The 20509-nt window shown below is 62.9% G+C and carries 15 protein-coding genes; 6 read left to right on the top strand and 9 right to left on the bottom strand.

The genetic code is table 11. The annotated features are described in order from the left end of the window. Positions 1 to 145: 145 nt before the first annotated feature. Complete coding sequence (gene aceK, locus PMI20_RS10750) at positions 146 to 1867, bottom strand: bifunctional isocitrate dehydrogenase kinase/phosphatase (protein ID WP_007926870.1); 1722 nt, start codon at positions 1865 to 1867, stop codon at positions 146 to 148. Positions 1868 to 2066: 199 nt separating this feature from the next. Between aceK and PMI20_RS10745 the strand changes: the two genes are divergently transcribed. Together PMI20_RS10745 and PMI20_RS10740 are read left to right on the top strand one after the other, a co-directional pair. Further along, the gene (locus PMI20_RS10745) at positions 2067 to 2981 is read left to right on the top strand and encodes a DMT family transporter (RefSeq protein ID WP_007926872.1); all 915 of its coding nucleotides are present in this window, start codon (positions 2067 to 2069) and stop codon (positions 2979 to 2981) included. Between the two features lie 713 nt (positions 2982 to 3694). Beyond that, on the top strand, positions 3695 to 8032 hold the full coding sequence (locus PMI20_RS10740) for an autotransporter domain-containing protein (RefSeq protein ID WP_284172466.1): 4338 nt from the start codon (positions 3695 to 3697) through the stop codon (positions 8030 to 8032). Between the two features lie 179 nt (positions 8033 to 8211). Here the strand turns inward: PMI20_RS10740 and PMI20_RS10735 are convergent, their stop codons facing one another. From PMI20_RS10735 to cysK, 4 genes are all read right to left on the bottom strand, one after another. Beyond that, positions 8212 to 8598, bottom strand: a complete 387-nt coding sequence (locus PMI20_RS10735; RefSeq protein WP_007926876.1) for a hypothetical protein — start codon at positions 8596 to 8598, stop codon at positions 8212 to 8214. Between the two features lie 232 nt (positions 8599 to 8830). Further along, positions 8831 to 9694: a DMT family transporter gene (locus PMI20_RS10730; RefSeq protein WP_007926878.1), complete on the bottom strand. Its 864-nt coding sequence runs from the start codon at positions 9692 to 9694 to the stop codon at positions 8831 to 8833. Positions 9695 to 10039: 345 nt separating this feature from the next. Then, entirely contained in the window at positions 10040 to 10978 is a 939-nt protein-coding gene (locus PMI20_RS10725) for an aspartyl/asparaginyl beta-hydroxylase domain-containing protein (RefSeq protein ID WP_007926880.1), read from the bottom strand. Between the two features lie 262 nt (positions 10979 to 11240). After that, the gene (cysK, locus tag PMI20_RS10720) at positions 11241 to 12215 is read right to left on the bottom strand and encodes a cysteine synthase A (protein ID WP_007926882.1); all 975 of its coding nucleotides are present in this window, start codon (positions 12213 to 12215) and stop codon (positions 11241 to 11243) included. A gap of 133 nt (positions 12216 to 12348) precedes the next feature. On the opposite strand from cysK, the gene PMI20_RS10715 reads away from it, so the two are divergent. From PMI20_RS10715 to PMI20_RS10705, 3 genes are all read left to right on the top strand, one after another. After that, on the top strand, positions 12349 to 13422 hold the full coding sequence (locus PMI20_RS10715) for a DUF748 domain-containing protein (protein WP_007926884.1): 1074 nt from the start codon (positions 12349 to 12351) through the stop codon (positions 13420 to 13422). A gap of 143 nt (positions 13423 to 13565) precedes the next feature. Next, positions 13566 to 14411, top strand: a complete 846-nt coding sequence (locus PMI20_RS10710; protein ID WP_007926885.1) for an AAA family ATPase — start codon at positions 13566 to 13568, stop codon at positions 14409 to 14411. 12 nt (positions 14412 to 14423) lie between these two features. Beyond that, a complete protein-coding gene (locus PMI20_RS10705; RefSeq protein WP_007926886.1) occupies positions 14424 to 15602 on the top strand; it encodes a vWA domain-containing protein in 1179 nt (392 codons plus the stop codon). 54 nt (positions 15603 to 15656) lie between these two features. On the opposite strand, the gene PMI20_RS10700 is transcribed toward PMI20_RS10705, so the two are convergent. The 4 genes from PMI20_RS10700 to PMI20_RS10685 form a co-directional block, all read right to left on the bottom strand. Then, a complete protein-coding gene (locus PMI20_RS10700; protein ID WP_007926887.1) occupies positions 15657 to 16574 on the bottom strand; it encodes a 5-oxoprolinase subunit C family protein in 918 nt (305 codons plus the stop codon). Continuing rightward, a complete protein-coding gene (locus tag PMI20_RS10695; RefSeq protein WP_007926889.1) occupies positions 16571 to 17278 on the bottom strand; it encodes a 5-oxoprolinase subunit B family protein in 708 nt (235 codons plus the stop codon). The genes PMI20_RS10700 and PMI20_RS10695 overlap by 4 nt, the downstream gene beginning before the upstream one ends. Then, complete coding sequence (locus PMI20_RS10690; RefSeq protein WP_007926891.1) at positions 17275 to 18024, bottom strand: 5-oxoprolinase subunit PxpA; 750 nt, start codon at positions 18022 to 18024, stop codon at positions 17275 to 17277. The genes PMI20_RS10695 and PMI20_RS10690 overlap by 4 nt, the downstream gene beginning before the upstream one ends. 68 nt (positions 18025 to 18092) lie before the next feature. Next, the gene (locus PMI20_RS10685) at positions 18093 to 19379 is read right to left on the bottom strand and encodes an MFS transporter (protein WP_007926893.1); all 1287 of its coding nucleotides are present in this window, start codon (positions 19377 to 19379) and stop codon (positions 18093 to 18095) included. A 134-nt stretch (positions 19380 to 19513) separates the two neighbouring features. Between PMI20_RS10685 and PMI20_RS10680 the strand changes: the two genes are divergently transcribed. Then, the gene (locus tag PMI20_RS10680; RefSeq protein WP_007926895.1) at positions 19514 to 20428 is read left to right on the top strand and encodes a LysR family transcriptional regulator; all 915 of its coding nucleotides are present in this window, start codon (positions 19514 to 19516) and stop codon (positions 20426 to 20428) included. Positions 20429 to 20509 lie beyond the last annotated feature (81 nt).

Raw genomic sequence — 20509 nt, 5'->3', positions numbered from 1 at the left:
CGCTGGCGTAGCCTGCGTTCGGCTGCGAAGCAGTCGTAAAACCTGCTTCCCAAGTATTGCTGATGTACCGCGAGCAGCGGTTTTGCGAGGACTTCGTCCTCGGACGCAGGCTTCGCCAGCGGCTACAGAGGCGCGCGGTGCAGGCCTATTCGTTGTCCCGGTCCTTGCGCCGGTACGGGAACACATCGATCACCTTGCCGGCGCGAATGGCGTCCTGCAGGCCTTTCCAGTAATCGGCGTTGTACAACTCGCCGTGCAACTGGTCGAACAGCTTGCGCTGCCCGGCGTCGGCGAACAGGAACGGTGGGAACTCCTCGGGGAACACGTCCAGCGGGCCGATGGAATACCAGGGCTCGGAGGCCATCTCGTCCTCCGGGGTTCGCGGCGCCGGGATGTGGCGGAAGTTGGCTTCGGTGAGGAAGCAGATCTCGTCGTAGTCGTAGAACACCACCCGGCCATGGCGGGTGACGCCGAAGTTCTTCAGCAGCATGTCGCCGGGAAAGATGTTGGCCGCGGCCAGTTGCTTGATCGCCAGGCCGTAGTCCTCCAGCGCCTCGCGCACCTGGGCCGGGTTGGCGTGGTCCAGGTAAAGGTTGAGCGGGGTCATGCGCCGCTCCGTCCAGCAGTGACGGATCAGCACCGTATCGCCTTCCACCGACACCGTGGACGGCGCGACTTCCAACAGTTCCTCCAGGCACGCGGGGTCGAACTTGCCCAGGGGAAAGCGGAAATCGGCGAACTCCTGGGTATCGGCCATGCGCCCGACCCGGTCGACGCTTTTCACCAGGCGGTACTTCTCGATCACCGTGGCGCGGTCGACGTTTTTCGACGGCGAGAAGCGGTCCTTGATGATCTTGAACACGGTGTTGAAGCCCGGCAGGGTGAACACGCTCATGACCATGCCGCGCACGCCCGGGGCCATGATGAACTGATCGTCGGTGTTGGCCAGGTGGTTGATCAGCGCCCGGTAGAACTCGGACTTGCCGTGCTTGTAGAAACCGATGGAGGTGTACAGCTCGGCGATGTGCTTGCCCGGCAGGATGCGCTTGAGGAAACCGATGAACTCCGCCGGCACCGGCACGTCGACCATGAAATAGGAGCGGGTGAAGGAAAAGATGATCGACACATCGGCTTCGTCGGTGATCAGCGCGTCGATCTGGATGCCCCGCCCTTCGCGGTGCAGCAGCGGAATCACCAGCGGCCACTGCTCGTCGTGGGTGTAGATGCGGCCCACCAGGTAGGCGCCCTTGTTGCGGTACAACACCGAGGAAAACAACTCCACCGCCAGCTCCGGGTCCTTGCACACCCAGTCCGGCAGGTTCTCCCGCAGCTGCGACTCCAGGCGCCGCAGGTCGCCAGGCAGATCGGCATAGGCCTCGCTGAAGCTGTAGTCGACGAAGATCTGTTCGAGCATCGTCGACAGATGACCTTGCGGCCGGTAGGTGCGGGTCTGCGCGGCCCGGGCGCGGCGCAGGCTCGGCCGCGTGGTGTGGATGAACATGCAGCCGTCGCTGATCAGGTCATGGCTGAACAGGCCGCAGAAGGCCGAGTTGTACCAGGTCTCGGACAGCTCATCGTCGAAGCGCAAGTCGATCAGGCTGATATAGGCGCTTTTCACCAGCGGCCACTGATTGACGTCGAGCAGGGTCTCCAGGTCGAAGGTCGTACGCAGCCGCTGCACGGTCTCGCTGACCTTTTCCTCGTACAGGTTGATCCGTGCCGCCGAGGCGGTCTGCGCCTCCTGCCACTGCGCCTGCTCGAAGCGCGCCCGGGCACCGTCGGTGATCTGGCGAAAGTGCTCGCGGTAATCGTCGAAGCCATCGAGGATCGTTCGAGCGATATCGGCGGCGGGCCATTTCTGCGGCATGGTGAGACCTCTGCGGGAATTCGGAAAGGCCTGAGCTTAGCCAGTGAACCGGGTGCAGGAGAAGTGCAATTTTCCACAGATAGCGAAGGCGGCCGCCAATTCAACCGCAAGATAGCGATTGCCCGCGCCCCGTCTCTCGGCAACACTCTCGCCCTGCTGAAAAAAGGGCCGTTGAACAGCCTATTAAAGGAGTTGCGCCGTGAGACTTGTCGATACCCTGCGTTTGTTGTCCCTGGCCGCGATCTGGGGTGCGAGTTTTCTGTTCATGCGCATCATCGCTCCTGTGATCGGCAGCATTCCCACGGCATTCTTTCGTGTCTCCATCGCCGCCACCGGCCTGCTGGTGATCCTCGCGCTGATGCGCATCAGCTGGGACTTCCAGGGCAAGTTCAAGACCGTGCTGCTGCTCGGGGTAATCAACTCCGGCATCCCCGCCACTATGTATTCGGTGGCGGCCCTGGTGCTGCCGGCCGGTTATTCGGCGATCTTCAATGCCACCACGCCGTTGATGGGCGTACTGATCGGCGGGCTGTTCTTCCATGAAAAACTGACCCCGCCAAAAATCGCCGGGGTCAGCCTGGGCCTGTTCGGCGTGGGTATCCTGACCCGCGCCGGCCCCATGGCATTCGACCTGGAACTGCTGCTGGGCGCGCTGGCCTGCCTGCTCGCCACCACCTGCTACGGCTTCGCCGGCTTCCTCGCGCGACGCTGGCTGGACCAGGCCGGCGGCCTCGACAGTCGCCTCTCGGCCCTGGGCAGCATGCTCGGTGCCAGCCTGTTCCTGCTGCCGGTCTTCGCCTACAGCGCCATCAGCCAGCCGCCCGCCAGCTGGGGCGGCTGGAACGTCTGGCTGTCGTTGCTGGGCCTGGGCCTGGCCTGCACCGCCTTCGCCTACATCCTGTATTTCCGCCTGCTGAGCTCGATCGGCCCGGTCAAGTCCATGACCGTGACCTTCATGATCCCGCCGTTCGGGGTGCTGTGGGGCGCGTTGCTGCTGGACGAGCCGCTGTCCATGGCTCACCTGTATGGCGGCGTGCTGATCGCCGCGGCCTTGTGGCTGGTCCTCAAGCCAGGGGCCCGGGTCGCCTCGCCCCGGGAACTGGCGGATCGCTGATCGCGTCGATTCCCCGGCATTGCGAGCGGTCCTGAAATATGGGCGCGCTCGCCACTTGCATGACAGTCTCGATCAGGCTTGAGCGGAATCGAACTGCCTATCGGACACCGTAACTTCCGCCCTTCGGCAAAAGAACTTAAAACAATAAAAAATCATCTCCTTCTAAAAACAAATACTGCTCTCTCAACAAAAACATCCCCTCAAGCAAAAAAACCATTACCCCGTCGTCTTTATTTTTTACCCCCCTTCTTTCACCCCCTCGTCCAAACCCCATAAAACTTGAACACAATTCGCAAAACAAGCCCGCGCCAGACAGTTCCACTGATAACAACAACGAACTAACCATAACCAACAAAGATTATTCTCGATCACCATAAAGATATTTCTGAAAAGCTTCAAAAAAGTTCCCAACCTCTCTCCCCACGTATATTCCCGCCTTCTTCTTTATTAAGTTACCGGCCCGCTCACAACTTCCCCGGACAACTTGATCAGTTATTCAACGCTTATGAACAGATCACTCAAGCCGCACTGTTACAGCACCGGCCCTACTGCACTTCATAGCCAGAAAACTCCTCTCCCGGCCAAAAGGCGCTTCGCGCTTCCGTGCGGCCATCGAACGCTTTCAACCCCCGGCGCGCGCCGCTGATCCATAGCGCACTCAACGCCATCTCCACCCCTCCGACCACACAGGCACCGCCTTGGAAAAGAAAACCATGACACCCCACAGCTTCAGACCCTCCAGCACCGCGCTCGCCGTCGCCCTGGCGTTGAGCTCCTTCGCCCCGGCCGTACTCGCTACGACGAACTGGACCGGAGACGCCCATCACATTGCCTATGACCAGGACGGCAACCCCTATCGCGTCGACGACAGCAACGCCTGGGAAAACAGTGGCAACTGGAGCAACGGCGCTCCTGCCAGCGATGAGGCGGTCAACATCGACCGGCCGCTCGCCGGGCGCAACAACCAGGTCGCGCAACTGGACAGTGCACGAACGGTCGGCAGCCTGAACGTCGGTACCGCCAACAATGGCCTGGGTCAGTTGAATGTCGGCGCCAACGGCAAGCTGAACATCGGTGACAGCTTCACCCTGGGCACCGTCCAGGGCGCCACGGGCAAGGCCACCTTCAACAACGGCGCGACAGTGAACACCGGCGGCGACCTGATCGTCGGCAAAGGCGGATCGGCCGACCTGACCCTCAAAGACGGCTCCAAGGCCCGCTCCCAGGGCGATACCCTGATTGGCGCAGACCGCGGTGCCTCCGGCACCCTTATCGTCGACAGCGGCTCGACGCTGACCAGCGACAAGCGGCTGGTAATCGGCGGCGCCGGCAACGGCACCCTGCAAATCAAGAACGGCGGCCAGGTAGAGAGCCAGGACAGCATCATCGCCGCCGACCTGGGCTCCAATGGCAGCGCCAGCCTCGATGGCGCCGACAGCCTGTGGAAGACCCTCGGCGACATGATCGTCGGCCAGTCCGGCAACGGCTCGCTGCTGCTCACCAACGGGGCCAAGGTGCAGAACGGTGGCAACACCGTCCTCGGCGCACTCCGGGGCGGCAGCGGTACGGTCAGCGTCGACAACGGCACGCTGTCCACCGACAAGACCCTGATCGTCGGCGGCGCCGGCAACGGCACCCTGCAAATCAAGAACGGCGGCCAGGTCACCAGCCAGGACAGCATCATCGCCGCCGACCTGGGCTCCAATGGCAGCGCCAGCCTCGATGGCGCCGACAGCCTGTGGAAGACCCTCGGCGACATGATCGTCGGCCAGTCCGGCAACGGCTCGCTGCTGCTCACCAACGGGGCCAAGGTGCAGAACGGTGGCAACACCGTCCTCGGCGCACTCCGGGGCGGCAGCGGTACGGTCAGCGTCGACAACGGCACGCTGTCCACCGACAAGACCCTGATCGTCGGCGGCGCCGGCAACGGCACCCTGCAAATCAAGAACGGCGGCCAGGTCACCAGCCAGGACAGCATCATCGCCGCCGACCTGGGCTCCAATGGCAGCGCCAGCCTCGATGGCGCCGACAGCCTGTGGAAGACCCTCGGCGACATGATCGTCGGCCAGGCGGGCAACGGCTCGCTGTCGCTCACCAACGGGGCCAAGGTGCAGAACGGTGGCAACACCGTCCTCGGCGCACTCCGGGGCGGCAGCGGTACGGTCAGCGTCGACAACGGCACGCTGTCCACCGACAAGACCCTGATCGTCGGCGGCGCCGGCAACGGCACCCTGCAAATCAAGAACGGCGGCCAGGTCACCAGCCAGGACAGCATCATCGCCGCCGACCTGGGCTCCAATGGCAGCGCCAGCCTCGATGGCGCCGACAGCCTGTGGAAGACCCTCGGCGACATGATCGTCGGCCAGTCCGGCAACGGCTCGCTGTCGCTCACCAACGGGGCCAAGGTGCAGAACGGTGGCAACACCGTCCTCGGCGCACTCCGGGGCGGCAGCGGTACGGTCAGCGTCGACAACGGCACGCTGTCCACCGACAAGACACTGATCGTCGGCGGCGCCGGCAACGGCACCCTGGAGATCAAGAATGGCGGTCAGGTAAACAGCCAGGACGGCATCATCGGTGCCAACCAGGGCGCCAATGGCAGCGCCAGCATCGACGGCGCGGGCAGCCTCTGGGAAACCCTCGGCGACCTGACCGTGGGCCAGGGCGGTAACGCCAGCCTGGTGCTCGCCAACCAGGGCGTGGCCAAAGTCGGCAGCGGCATCCTGCGGATCGCCGCCGACGGCACCTCCAATGCCGCTCTTTATGTGGGAGCGACCAGCGACAAGGCCGCCGACGCCAAGGGCGCGGGCAAGCTGGAAGCCAAACGCGTGGTCTTCGGCCAGGGCCAGGGCCTGGTCCAGTTCAACCACAACGACCGTGACTATCAGTTCGATGCCGGATTCGAAGGTCAGGGCCGCATCAATCACATCGCCGGGCAGACCGTGTTCAACGGTGACTCCAGCCGCTTCACCGGCCAGTTGAATGTCAAAGGCGGCGAACTGCTGCTGAACAACGTCATGGCCGGGCAAGTACAGGTCGACAAGAACGCCAGCCTGCACATCGGTGCCTTCAACGGCAGCCAAGGCGAAGTGCTCAGCGATATCGGCAACGATGGCCAGGTGGTGCTCGATCGCAACAACCAGTACCAGTACGACCACGTCATCTACGGCAGCGGCTCGGTCGAGCAGCGCGGCACGGGGACCACCGTGCTCAGCGGCGAAAACACCTACAAGGGCGGCACGCTGATCAGCAACGGCACCCTGCAACTGGGTGCCGGTGCGAACGGCGGCAACAGCGGCTCGATTCTTGGCGACGTGCAGATCGACGCGCCCGGCAGCCTGGTGTTCAACCGTGCCAACGGCTACACCTTCGGCGGCGCCCTCTCCGGCACCGGTACGCTCTATAAGCGCGGCGCCGGGCGCACCGAGCTGAGCGGCGACAGTTCTGCCTTCCACGGCCGCAGCCTCGTCGAATCGGGCATCCTCGCCGTCAACGGCAAGCTCGGCGGCTCGACCGACGTGTATGACGGCGCAACCCTGGCCGGCAACGGCCAGGTCGGCAACGTCACCCTGCACAAAGGCGCGACCATCGCCCCCGGCAACTCCATCGGCACCCTGACCCTGACCGGCGACCTCGACCAGCACAGCGGTTCGACCTTCCATGCCGAACTGCTGAGCACCGGGGCCAACGACCGGCTACTGGTGAACGGCGCGGCGCGGCTCGAGGACGGCAGCATCATCAAGGCGGACAAACTCGACAGCAAACGCTACGAGCTGGACCGTCGCTACCTGGTGCTGGCGACCGAGAAAGGCCTGAGCGGGCGCTACAAGCTGACGGGCGATACCTGGGTCTCGACCTTCTATGACCTGGTGGACAACTACGACAGCCACAACGCCTACCTGGATGTGCAACAGACGCGCCTGTTCCAGGAAGCCGCCTTCACCCCCAACCAACGGGCCACGGCCACCGCGGCACAAAGCCTGAAAGGCGCGGCCGTGCCGGCGCTGACGCCACCGGTGCACAACAAGCTGTTCGAGGCCATCGCCTATCTGCCCGATGACCACCAGGCTCGCGATGCCTTCGATCAACTATCCGGCGAGTTCCACAACTCCACCCGTTCGGCGCTGGTCCAGGACAGCCGCCTGGTTCGCGACGCGGCGAACACCCGCCTGCGCTCGGCGAGCGCCGCCCAGGCCCGTGACACCGCGAGCGACACTCACTCCGGCCTGACCCCGTGGATCACCACGCTGGGCAACTGGGGCGAAGTCAAGGGCGACAGCAATACCGCCAACCTGCGCAGCGACACCAAGGGCTTGCTCACCGGGGTCGATACCGCGGTCGGCGACCGCGGCCATGTCGGCGTGCTGACCGGCTACAGCCGCACCGAACTGAAGAGCTCGTCACGCGACTCCTCGAGCGACAACGACAACATCCACCTGGGTGTCTATGGCGGAACACAGGTCAGCGGCTTCGACCTGCGCGGCGGCATGGCGTACACCTGGAGCCGGATCGACGCCAAGCGTTCGGTGAACTTCGCCGGCTACAGCGACCACCTGAAGTCCAAGCATGACGCCAACACCCTGCAAGCCTTCGGCGAACTGGGCCGGCGCTTCGACCTCAGCCCTTCGGTACAGCTGGAACCCTTCGCCAACCTGGCCTATGTGCAGGTCAAGAGCGAAGGCTTCAAGGAAAGTGGCGGCCCCGCGGCCCTGCGCGCCAAGCACGCGTCGGACGAGCAGACCTTCTCCACCCTGGGTCTGCGCGCCAGCGCCGACAAGCAGCTGGACAACGGCAAGTTGCTCACCGTGTTCGGCAGCGCCGGCTGGAAACACGCCCTGAACGGCATCACACCGTCCAACACCTACCGTTTCGACGGCAGCGATGCGTTCCGTATCGAAGGTGCGGCCTACTCGCGCAATAGTGCAGTGGTCGAAGCCGGAGTGGAAACCCGGGTGACTCCCGAGCTGAGCCTGGGCGCCGCCTACAACGGGCAACTGGGCAGCGGTGCCAGCGAACATGGCCTGAGCCTGAACGCCAGCTACCGCTTCTAACCCCGCCCTGATCACGCAGCGGCGGCCCCGCCGCTGCGTGTTGTGGATTGACCGGCAAGGTACACTTGCCGGTCTTTTTTTTGCCTTTCGTCAAGGCATGCCTCCAGCAACAACAGGGGCATCCGTGACGGTCATTCAATACCCGGCGCTCTAGCGCCGGGCATTGGCCTATACCTGACTTATGGCGACGTCAAGGTAATCAGGTACATCCCCGAGTTGACCGGTTTGCCCGCCTCATCGACCAACGCATATTGCTGATCGTAGTAGCGCCCTTCCTTGCCGCTGTCCGTGACCAGCTTGACGTTGACTGGCGATTTGCCGATGGCCGTCACCGAGCTCGATGGGCCGACGCCGTGTACACGAATGTCGTTGCTGCGGGAAAACTGCGGGCACTGGCGAAGACTCAACGCAGCCCCGCCTTGGGCAGTCGAGCTTGGCGTGCAAGGCTCCTCGACGATGCTGCCGTGAAAATAAATCGTTCCCTGGATGCTTTGAGAGGCTGCGGAACAGATTCCACTCAAGCCTAGAAACATGCCGACACCTGCCAAAACCAGCTTGGTACTCATTCTGACTTTCTCCATTGGGCCTGAAGAGTATGTCGTCAGTGTAGAAGAAATCTTTAATTTTTAAGGTTTGTCCTATTCCAAAATAACCAATAAATAGTGTAAAAGCGAATACAAATTAATGGCAATGAGCCATCATTGCTATCGGCCAGCCCTGGCCAATCTGAAGGGTCCGCCCAGGCAAAAAAAGGCGCAGCCCTCGCTCAAGTCGAAAGCTGCGCCCGGCCCTCATGAATCAGCCGTTTTTGCGGAACACGAACACCAACCCGACGATGATCAACAGCATGCCGAGCACGCTCAGCAGCGCCAACCGATTACCGAAGAACAGGTAGTCCATCACGGCCGTCACCGCCGGCACCAGGTAGAACAGGCTGGTGACATTCACCAGATTGCCGCGAGCGATCAGCCGGTACAGCAGCAAGGTCGCCAGCACCGAGACCACCAGCCCCATCCACAGCGCCGGGACGATAAAGCCGACACTGTGCTCGAAGTGAAACGTCTGGAACGGCACGAACAGCGCGCACAGCAACAGCCCGGCCAGGTACTGCACCGGCAGGGTGCCCAGCGGGTTGTCGCTGATGCGCTTCTGCATGATCGAGCCCAGGGTCATGCTCACCAGGGCCAGCAGGCCGAAGAGCATCCCGGCCAGCGACATGCCGGCCAGGCCGATGCCCTGATAGACCACCATGATCAACCCGGCCAAACCCAGCGCCAGGCCGAACATCCGGCTCCAGGAGCGCTGACGCTCCATGATCACCACGGTGAGGATGGGTTGTACTCCCATGATGGTGGCCATCACTCCGGGGGTGACCTTCAGGTCCAGGGCCAGCAGGTAGAAGATCTGGTATGCCCCCAGCAACACCAGCCCGGTGGCCACCGCGTACAGCATCGGCTTGCGTCCGCGGGGCAAACGCAGCTTGAGCAGGGGAATCAACAGCACCAGTCCGCACAGGGCGATGGCAAAACGGAACAACAGGAAGGCAAAGGGCGAGGCATGGGCCAGCCCCCATTTGGAGAAGATCGCCCCACTGCTCCAGAGCAGGACGAACAGGCTCGTGGAAGCCGCCGCAAGCGCGGACTTTTTCGATATGAACAACATGAATACCACCTGTAATCAGGCAAATAGCCAACTCAGCCGAGGCTGAAATTCAGTAGCTTTTTCTGGCGGGCGCGGGCAACAGCAGAGGTTGCCGATCAGCCCCGTACGACGACGCCCGGCGGCGATACGACGGCGCACACCGGCATGCTACTGACAGGTGGGGGGTAATGACTGATCTGCACAGGCTGCGGGTTCCCGCACGGCACGACGCCAGCGTTGACCGCTGAATCGACTACCGTGTTGATGAGGGAATGAGGCATGTGCTGATCTTTCTGAAGTGGAAGATGAATCTTCTGATACACCGGGCGCCGACTATAACCAGCGCCCGATATTCATTGCAACGCCTTATCCAAACAGCCAGTAACCCAGGGCGGTCAGGACCACCACCGCCAGCACCGGACGCATGACGCGGTAGAGCTTCGGATTGCGGCGTTTCCATTGCTTGACCACGCCACTGATGCGATCGCTGAAGCGCTTGCTCCAGGCATAGGCCTGGTTGATCCCGCCGACGCGCTCGTCGTCGAGGTTCTGCGGCGCGGTGGCACGCCCCAGCCAGGCGCTGATCCAGCGGTTGATGCGGGTCATCAGCGGGTTGCTCAGCGGACGCTCGATGTCGCAGAACAGAATGACCCGGGTCTTGTCGGTCTCGTTTTTGACCCAGTGCACATAGGTTTCATCGAACATCACGTCTTCGCCATCGCGCCAGGCGTAGACCTGGCCGTCGACGAAAATCCGGCAGTCGTCGGTGTTCGGCGTGGACAGGCCCAGGTGATAGCGCAGGGAACCGGCGAACGGATCGCGGTGCGGGTTCAGATGGCTGCCACCGGGCAGCAGGGCGAACATCGCGCCCTTGACGTTGGGAATGCGGCTGACCAGTTCAACGGTCTTCGGGCACAGCAACTCGGCCGACGGCAGCGGTTTGTCGTACCACTTGAGGTAGAAACGCTTCCAGCCCTTCTTGAAGAACGAACCGAAACCGGCGTCGTTGTTCTTCTCGGCGGCGCGGATGTAGCCCTCGTCGAACAAATGCATGGCTTCGTCGCGGATCACTTCCCAGTTGTCCTTGAGCACATCCAGCTCGGGGAACTTGCTGCGGTCCAGATAGGGCTTGGAAGGCACGCCGGAAAACAGGTACATCAAGGCGTTATAAGGAGCGAACAGCGCCGAATGGTTGACGAACTGACGCAGCACCGGCAGTCGAGCCTTGCCGCGCAAATGCACGTAGAGAGTGCTGCCGATGAATAGCAGCAACACCGCGGACTTGGCGGCAAACGAAAGGCTCATGCAATATCTCCTTGAAATAATTACCGGCGGGGCAGCATTCATCCGGCATGGCAGTCGGCCATGATAAACACTCCTGGCCCCTGGAAAAACCCGCACAAACCGACAATCAGTGTTAACAGTCGTGCAATAAAACGCTGATTAACACACGCCAGCTGAACGCCAGCTGATGCAGGTCAGTACCCATGCAACATGCCCTGCAACGCCTTCGATCGCCGGCAAGCGGGCTCCTGCGGAGCCTGCCGGCGATCACCTTCCCACTGCCTTACTGCTGGTTCTCCTGCTCGGTGAACAGGTCGCTGAACAGCATGCTCGACAGATAACGTTCACCCGAATCCGGCAGCACCACCACTATGGTCTTGCCTTGCATCTCGGGGGTTTCCGCCAGGCGCACCGCCACCGCCATCGCCGCGCCGCAGGAGATGCCACAGAGGATCCCCTCCTCCTGCATCAGGCGCAGGGCCATGGCCTTGGATTCCTCGTCGCTCGCCAGCTCGACCCGGTCGACCATCGACAGGTCGAGATTGCTCGGCACAAAACCGGCACCGATACCCTGGATCTTGTGCGGGCTGGGCTTGATCTCTTCGCCGGCCAGCTTCTGGGTGATCACCGGCGAGACGCTCGGCTCCACCGCCACCGACAGGATAGGTTTGCCCTGGGTCTTCTTGATGTAGCGGGAAACCCCGGTGATGGTGCCGCCGGTGCCGACGCCCGCCACCAGCACGTCCACCGCGCCATCGGTGTCATTCCAGATTTCCGGACCGGTGGTTTTCTCGTGGATAGCCGGGTTGGCCGGGTTATCGAACTGCTGCGGCATGAAGTATTTGTCAGGATCGCTGGCGAGGATTTGCGCGGCTTTCTCGATCGCCCCTTTCATGCCCTTGGCCGGCTCGGTCAGCACCAGTTCGGCCCCCAGGGCCTTGAGCACCTTGCGTCGCTCGATGCTCATCGACGCCGGCATGGTCAGGACCAGCTTATAGCCACGGGCCGCGGCGACGAACGCCAGGCCGATGCCGGTGTTACCCGAGGTCGGCTCGATGATGGTCATGCCCGGCTTGAGTTTGCCGCTGCTTTCCGCGTCCCAGATCATGTTCGCGCCGATCCGGCACTTCACCGAATAACCCGGGTTGCGCCCTTCGATCTTGGCCAGGATGGTGACGCCGCGGGGCGCGATGCGGTTGATCTGCACCAGCGGCGTATTGCCGATGGAATGGGCGTTGTCAACGAAAATGCGGCTCATGGCTGGGTCCTTGTACAGCGTGAAAGGAAGTCTTCAAGGGTATGCCTAGCCCCCATGAGCGTCCAGTCGGGACGAACGTCTGCGATGCCGGGGAGTCAATCGCTATAAGGCACATGGCTGGAGACTCAAGCTCATGAAACGTCGCTACAGTTGGCCCCTGTGGACCCTCGCCGGGGTGCTGGTGCTGCTGGTTGCCCTGCACATCGCCCTGCCCTATCTGGTGCGCGATTACCTCAATGACCGGCTCGCCAACATGGGCGACTACCGTGGCCAGATCGCCGATGTCGACCTGGCCCTGTGGCGCGGTGCCTACCGGATCAACGGCCTGAAAATCGTCAAGGTCGACGGCAAGGTGCCGGTGCCGTTCGTCAATGCACCGCTGGTCGATCTGTCAGTGAGCTGGCGCTCCCTGTGGTACGACCATGCGGTGGTGGCCGAAGTGCAATTCGTCGGGCCGCAGGTCAACTTCGTCGACGGTGCCACCAAAAAGAACTCGCAAACCGGTGAAGGCACCGACTGGCGGGCCCAGCTGAACAAACTGCTGCCCATCACCCTCAACGAAGTACAGGTCAGCGACGGCAAGATCAGTTTCCGCAACTTCAACTCCAAACCGCCGGTGAACATGAGCGCCACCCAGGTCAACGCCAGCGCCTACAACCTGACCAACGTGGTCGACACCCAAGGCAAACGCGACGCCCGCCTCGAAGGCAAGGCCCTGCTGCTGGGGCATGCGCCGCTGGAAACCAACGCCACCTTCGACCCACTGAGCGACTTCCAGGACTTCGAGTTCCGCCTGCGCGTGCGGGATATCGAACTCAAGCGCTTGAACGACTTCGCCGCCGCCTATGGCAAATTCGACTTCAACGCCGGCCACGGCGACCTGGTGATCGAAGCCGAAGCCAACAAGGGCCAGCTCACCGGCTATATCAAGCCGCTGCTGCGCGATGTCGATGTGTTCAATTGGCAACAGGATGTCGAGAACAAGGACAAAGGGATATTCCGTTCGATCTGGGAAGCCCTGGTGGGGGTCAGCGAAACCGTGCTGAAAAACCAGGGGAAAAACCAGTTCGCCACCCGGGTCGAACTCAAAGGCAGCGTACATCAGCGTGATATCAGCGCATTCCATGCTTTTTTGCAGATTTTACGCAATGGTTTCATCGAAGCCTTCAATGCCCAGTATGAGCGTCCCAAGCCGTCCACTGACTGAGTCACCACGTGACGCCCCATTCAGAGACTGAATGGGGCGTCTGCGTTCACAGTCGGCCGGGCGGCGCGCTATAGTCGGCCATTCGTGTTTTATTCTTCCGACCTGCTCGATGCACGTCGGCGTTACCGTTCGAGGAATTGCAGATGAAGTTCGAAGGCACCAGCGCGTACGTCGCCACCGATGACCTGAAGCTGGCAGTCAATGCCGCCATCACCCTGGAGCGGCCGCTGCTGGTCAAGGGCGAACCGGGCACCGGCAAGACCATGCTCGCCGAGCAACTGGCCGAGTCCTTCGGTGCCAGGCTGATCACCTGGCACATCAAGTCCACCACCAAGGCTCACCAGGGCCTGTACGAATACGACGCGGTGAGCCGCCTGCGAGACTCGCAGCTGGGCGTGGACAAGGTGCATGACATCCGCAACTACCTGAAGAAGGGCAAGCTGTGGGAGGCCTTCGAATCAGAGGAGCGGGTGATCCTGCTGATCGACGAGATCGACAAGGCCGACATCGAGTTCCCCAACGACCTGTTGCAGGAACTCGACAAGATGGAGTTCTACGTCTACGAAATCGACGAGACCATCAAGGCCAAACAGCGCCCGATCATCATCATTACCTCCAACAACGAGAAAGAGCTGCCGGACGCTTTCCTGCGCCGCTGCTTCTTCCACTACATCGCCTTCCCCGACCGCACCACCCTGCAGAAAATCGTCGACGTGCACTACCCGGACATCAAGAAGGACCTGGTCAGCGAAGCGTTGGATGTGTTCTTCGACGTGCGCAAAGTGCCGGGCCTGAAGAAGAAGCCTTCGACCTCCGAGCTGGTGGACTGGCTCAAGCTGCTGATGGCCGACAACATCGGCGAAGCGGTGCTGCGCGAACGCGATCCGACCAAGGCCATCCCGCCGCTGGCCGGTGCCCTGGTGAAGAACGAGCAGGATGTACAGCTGCTCGAACGCCTGGCATTCATGAGCCGTCGCGGCAGTCGTTAAGAGGCTGATGCCATGTTGCTCAACCTGTTCAATGAAATGCGCGCCGCCAAGGTTCCGGTGTCGGTGCGCGAGCTGCTCGACCTGATCAACGCGCTCAAGCAGCGCGTGACCTTCGCCGACATGGACGAGTTCTATTACCTGTCCCGGGCAATCCTGGTGAAGGACGAACGGCACTTCGACAAGTTCGACCGCGCGTTCGGCGCCTACTTCAACGGCCTGGAAAAACTCGACGACCACCTGCAGGCGCTGATCCCCGAGGATTGGCTGCGCAAGGAGTTCGAACGCTCGCTGAGCGATGAGGAACGGGCGCAGATCCAGTCCCTCGGCGGCCTGGACAAGCTGATCGAAGAGTTCAAGAAGCGCCTGGAAGAACAGAAGGAACGCCATGCCGGCGGCAACAAGTGGATCGGCACCGGCGGCACCAGCCCCTTCGGCTCCGGCGGTTTCAACCCGGAAGGCATCCGCGTCGGCGATGCCGGCAAGCGCCAGGGCAAGGCGGTCAAGGTCTGGGACCAGCGCGAGTACAAGAATCTCGACGACTCGGTGGAACTGGGCACGCGCAATATCAAGGTGGCCCTGCGCCGCCTGCGCAAGTTCGCCCGCCAGGGCGCGGCGGACGAGCTGGACATCGACGGCACCATCGATCACACCGCCCGCGACGCCGGCTTGCTGAACATCCAGATGCGCCCGGAACGGCGCAACAGCATCAAGCTGCTGTTGCTGTTCGATATCGGCGGTTCCATGGATGCCCACGTGAAGATCTGCGAAGAGCTGTTCTCGGCCTGCAAGACCGAGTTCAAGCACCTGGAGTACTACTACTTCCACAACTTCATCTATGAATCGGTGTGGAAGAACAACCTGCGCCGCGGCTCGGAACGCACCTCGACCCAGGACGTGCTGCACAAGTACGGCGCCGACTACAAAGTGATCTTCGTCGGCGACGCCGCCATGGCGCCCTACGAAATCACCCAGGCCGGCGGCAGCGTCGAGCACTGGAACGAAGAAGCCGGTTATGTGTGGATGCAGCGCTTCATGGAGAAGTACAAGAAGCTCATCTGGATCAACCCCTACCCGAAAGACACCTGGGGCTACACCGCCTCGACCAACATCGTGCGCGAACTGATCGAAGACCAGATGTACCCGCTGACCTTGCGCGGCCTGGAAGAAGGGATGCGGTTTCTCTCCAAATAGGATCCCATCCAACGCGATCCCTGTAGCCGCAGCCTGCGGCAGCGGCTACAGGGATCAGGCGAAGCGCCGCAGAAACTCGATCTGCTGCTGATACGCCGTCTCCTGCACCACCGGCGTCAGGCGTACCTCGCTACCCGGCAGGCATTGCGCCAGCCGCGCCAGCGCCAGGGGCGTCAAGGCTCCCAGCCGCGGATACCCGCCAATGGTCTGCCGGTCGTTGAGCAGCACGATCGGCTGGCCGTCCGGCGGCACCTGGATCGCGCCCAGGGGAATGCCCTCGGAGATCATCGGCGCCCCCTGATAACGCAGTGACGGCCCCAGCAGGCGCATGCCCATGCGGTCGGCGCGACTATCCAGGGCCCAGGCGCTGTTGAAGGCATCGAACAGGCTCTGCCCGCTGAACTGCCCAATCTGCGCCCCGAGAATCACCTCCAGTGGCGCCTTCGATTGCAGGTCCGGCAGTTGCTTGCCCGACAGCACCTTGAGGTTCACCCCTGCCCCGCAATACTCCAGCCGCGCGCCCGCGGCCAGTGGCCGGCCGAAGCCGTCGAGCCCGCCCAGTTCCTCGCGGACCACACTGGCGCAACTGCCCAGCACCTTGGGCGCATTGAAACCGCCGGGCGCCGCCAGATAGGCCCGCGCCCCCAGGTACGGCTGGGTGAAACGCAACCGCTGGCCTTTTTGCAGAATAAAGCTGCGCCCCGGGCTGAGCGGACGCTCGTCGATACAGGCCCCCAGGTCGGCGCCCGCCAGTGCCAGCAGGCACAACTCCTCGGCGACCACGCTGAAACCACCCAGGGTGATCTCGATCACCGGCGCATCCAGGGCGTTGCCCAGCAGCCAGTTGGCCCAGGACATCGACACCCAGTCCAGCGCGCCGCCCTGGGTCACGCCCAGGTGCCGCACGCCAAAGCGACCGGCATCCTGCAACAGGCACAAGGGCGTGCTGGCTTCGATCGTCAGGCGGCTCATGCCAGTGCCTCCGGAAGTGACGTGTCGTCACCGCCCAGGCGGATGAATTCGGCGTGGTCCACCGCGGCGAAACGCACGCTGTCGCCCGGTTGCATCAGGCTGTAGCCATCGCGCTCGCGATCGAACAGGCGGCTCGGTGTGCGCCCGATCAGGTTCCAGCCTCCCGGCGACACCACCGGATAAGCCGCGGTCTGCCGTTCGGCAATGCCCACGCTGCCCGCCGCCACCCGCTTGCGCGGGGTATCCAGGCGCGGCGCGGCCAGCACTTCGTCCACCAGCCCCATAAAGGCGAAACCCGGGGCGAAACCCAAGGCGAACACCTGGTATTCACGCTCGCTGTGGCAACGGATCACCTCGTTCACCGACAGGCCGCTGCGCCGCGACAACAGGCTCAGCTCCGGGCCGACGCTGAGGTCGTACCAGACCGGCAGCACATGGCGCTGGCCGCCGGTGCGCGAATCGGGGGTCAGGTCGGTCAGGGCCAGATCGATCAGTTCCCGCGCCTGGGACGGGCTCAGGGCCCGCAGGTCGTAGTGCACCATCAGCGTGGTATAGGACGGCACCAGATCGATCAACTGCCCGCCGAAGGCCGTCCGCAGGCGCTCGCTGGCAGCGAGCATCCACGGCATGTTGGCCTCGGCGATGGCATCGAACAGGCGCACCATCAGGCAATCGATGGCCACCACTTCAAGGCGTATTTTCATGCTGGCAACTGCGCAAGGGCCGCGCGAATACGCTGCACGGCGGCCACCGAACTGGCGTTGTCGCCGTGCACGCACAGGGTATTGGCCTGCAGGTGCAAGGCGCTGCCGTCACTGGCCAGCAGCGCGTCGCCGCGGGCGATGGTCAAGGCCTGGGCAATGATCTTTTCCGGGTCGTGATGCACCGCCCCCGGCAGTTGCCGCGAAACCAGGTGACCGGCGTTGTCGTAGGCACGGTCGGCGAAGGCTTCGAACCACAGGGTCACGCCGAACTCGTCGCCCAGGGCCTGGGCCGCGCCGTTGTCACGGGTGGCCATCAACATCAGCGGCAGTGTCTTGTCGTAGGCGGCAACCGCCTGGATCACCGCGCGCAGCTGCGCCGGGTTGGCCATCATGTCGTTGTACATGGCGCCATGGGGTTTGACGTAGCTCACCCGAGTGCCCTGGGCCCGGCAGATGCCGTCGAGGGCGCCGATCTGGTAGTGCAGCAGGTCCTGCAGTTCCTGGGCGCCGTAGGCCATGGAACGGCGGCCGAAACCGGCCAGGTCCTGGTACGCCGGGTGCGCACCGATACGCACGCCATTGGCCAGGGCCAGGCTGACGGTCTTGCGCATGATGCTCGGGTCGCCGGCGTGGAAACCGCAGGCGATGTTGGCGCAATCGATGAACGGCATCACCTCGGCATCCAGGCCCATGGTCCAGTTGCCAAAGCTTTCGCCAATGTCGCAATTCAATAACAGGCGGCTCACGGTCAGTGCTCCTGTAGCGTTTGTCATGTTGGCTGCGGGAATCGCGCGGGATGCCCACAGATTATCAGTTAGCGCGCTTCGAGTTGTTTGCCACGGGTTTCCGGCAGGCTCAGGGCCGCCAGGACCACGATGCCGTAGGACACAGCGGCGAAGGTGCCGATGGCCGCGCCCAGCGGGATGTGCTGGCTGAGCAGCCCGATCAGCAGCGGGAACAGGGCCGCCAGCGCCCGGCCGCTGTTGTAGCAGAAGCCCTGGCCCGATCCGCGGATCCGCGTGGGGAACAGCTCCGTCAGGAAGGCGCCCATGCCGCTGAAGATCCCCGAAGCGAAGAAGCCCAGGGGAAAACCCAGCCACAGCATCACCGCGTTGCTCACCGGCATTTGCGTGTACAGCAGGACGATGGTGAACGAGCCGGCGGCGAACAGGACGAAGTTCTTCTTGCGCCCAAGAATATCGGTCAGATAAGCACTGATCACATAGCCCACATAGGAGCCGAAGATCACCATCGCCAGGTAGCCGCCGGTGCTCAGCACGCTCAAGCCCCGCTCGGTCTTGAGGAAGGTCGGCAGCCAAAACGTAATGGCGTAGTAGCCGCCCTGGGCGCCGGCCGCGAGCAGCGACGCGCGCAGGGTGGTGCTGAGAATGCCGGGGGCGAAAATCTCGTAGAAGCGCGAGGGGTTGTCGGGCACTTCCCGGGCCCGGGTCTGCCGGTAGATCTCCGGGTCCTTGACCAGGCGGCGGACGAAAATCACGAAGATCGCCGGCAGGATGCCCAGCAGGAACAAGGCGCGCCAGGCGTCTTCCGGCGGCAGCAGGGAATACATCAGCGCATAGAGCAGTGCCGTGATGCCCCAGCCCAAGGCCCAGCCGGACTGCACCATGCCCACCGCCTTGCCGCGGTTTTCCGCGCGGATCACTTCGCCGATCAGCACCGCGCCGGCGGTCCACTCGCCGCCGAAACCGAAGCCCATCAGGGTCCGGGCGATCAACAGTTGCTCGTAGTTCTGCGCCAGGCCACACAGGAAGGTGAAGAAGGCGAACCAGAGCACGGTCAGTTGCAGGGTGCGCACCCGGCCGATGCGATCGGACAGGATGCCGGCGATCCAGCCACCCAGGGCGGAAGCCAGCAAGGTGCTGGTGTGGATCAGGCCGGCCTCGGCGGAGCTGATGCCCCACAGCGCAATCAGGGTCGGGATGACGAAGCTGAGCATCTGGGTGTCCATGCCATCCAGGCCGTAACCGGCCTTGCAGCTCCAGAACGTGCGGCGCTCCTGCTGATTGATGTCGCGGTACCAGTCGAAGGGGCCGGCGCGGCCTTTGGCCTTGCTGGCGGCGAGCGTGTCGGGCGCACTCATGGCAAATCTCCACTTTATTAATATTGTTCTGGGTCCCGACGACGCTTATCGTGAGACGCAGCGATTTTTGGCGCCCGCGCCCTGCTCCGTCCAACTAATAAAAACCGCCTCCAGACATAAGAAAAGTTGATCGCATGAACCTCAAGTTTCTTGAAACCTTTGTCTGGGTGGCGCGCCTGAAAAGCTTTCGCCTGACCGCCGACAAACTCTTCACCACCCAGGCGTCGATCTCCAGCCGCATCGCCGTGCTCGAGGGCGAACTGGGGGTCAAGCTGTTCCTGCGCGACTCGCGCGGCGTGACCCTGACCCCGGAAGGCCTCAAGGTACTCGACTATGCCGAGCAGATGATGGACACCATGCAGGCACTCAAGCAGTCGATCGAGACCCGTTCGAGCAAGGTCGGGCGGATTCGCATCGGCGTCATGGACACGGTGATCCACACCTGGCTCAGCCCCCTGGTAGCGCGGATGATGGACAGCTATCCCCAGGTGGAAATCGAGCTGGTGGCCGACACCTCGCTGAACCTCTGCGACCAGTTGCAGAAAGGCTTTCTCGACCTGGTGCTGCAAACCGACCTGCTGCGCCAGGAATCCATTCGCAGCCTGGAACTGGCCAGCCACCCGATGGGCTGGATAGTCGCCAGCCACTCGATCTACAACCGCGAGTACGCCAACCTGGCCGAGCTGGCCCGGGAACGCATCATCACCTACTCGAAGAACTCCCTGCCGCACCAGGAGGTGCTGAGCCTGATGCAGGCCAACGGGGTGACCGCGCCACGGCTCAACTGCGTGAACTCGGTGTCGGCCATTACCCGCCTGCTGCGCGACGGCTTCGGCATCGGCGCCTTGCCGCCGGTGCTGGTCAGCGAGGAACTGGCGCGCGGCGAACTGACCCTGCTGGCCATCGACCAGCGCCCGCCGAACCTGCAGGTGGTGGTGTCATGGCGGGTGGGGGTCGAACTGGTGGAAGAGGTGGTGGTGCTGTGCCAGCAAGTGCTGGAGCGTTATGCACAAAAGGTCGGCGAGAACTACATCGTCCTGGCAGGCTGATCCGCCGCGAATGCTTTTGTAGCCGCTGCCGAGCCTGCGAGGCTGCGAACGGCAACGCAGTTGCCGTACAACCTGCATCCG

The organism is Pseudomonas sp. GM17 (assembly GCF_000282175.2).
GTDB classification, from domain to species: Bacteria; Pseudomonadota; Gammaproteobacteria; order Pseudomonadales; family Pseudomonadaceae; genus Aquipseudomonas; species Aquipseudomonas chlororaphis.
Note: the sequence above shows the minus strand (reverse complement) of the source record. Positions and strands in the feature narration are given on the sequence as shown.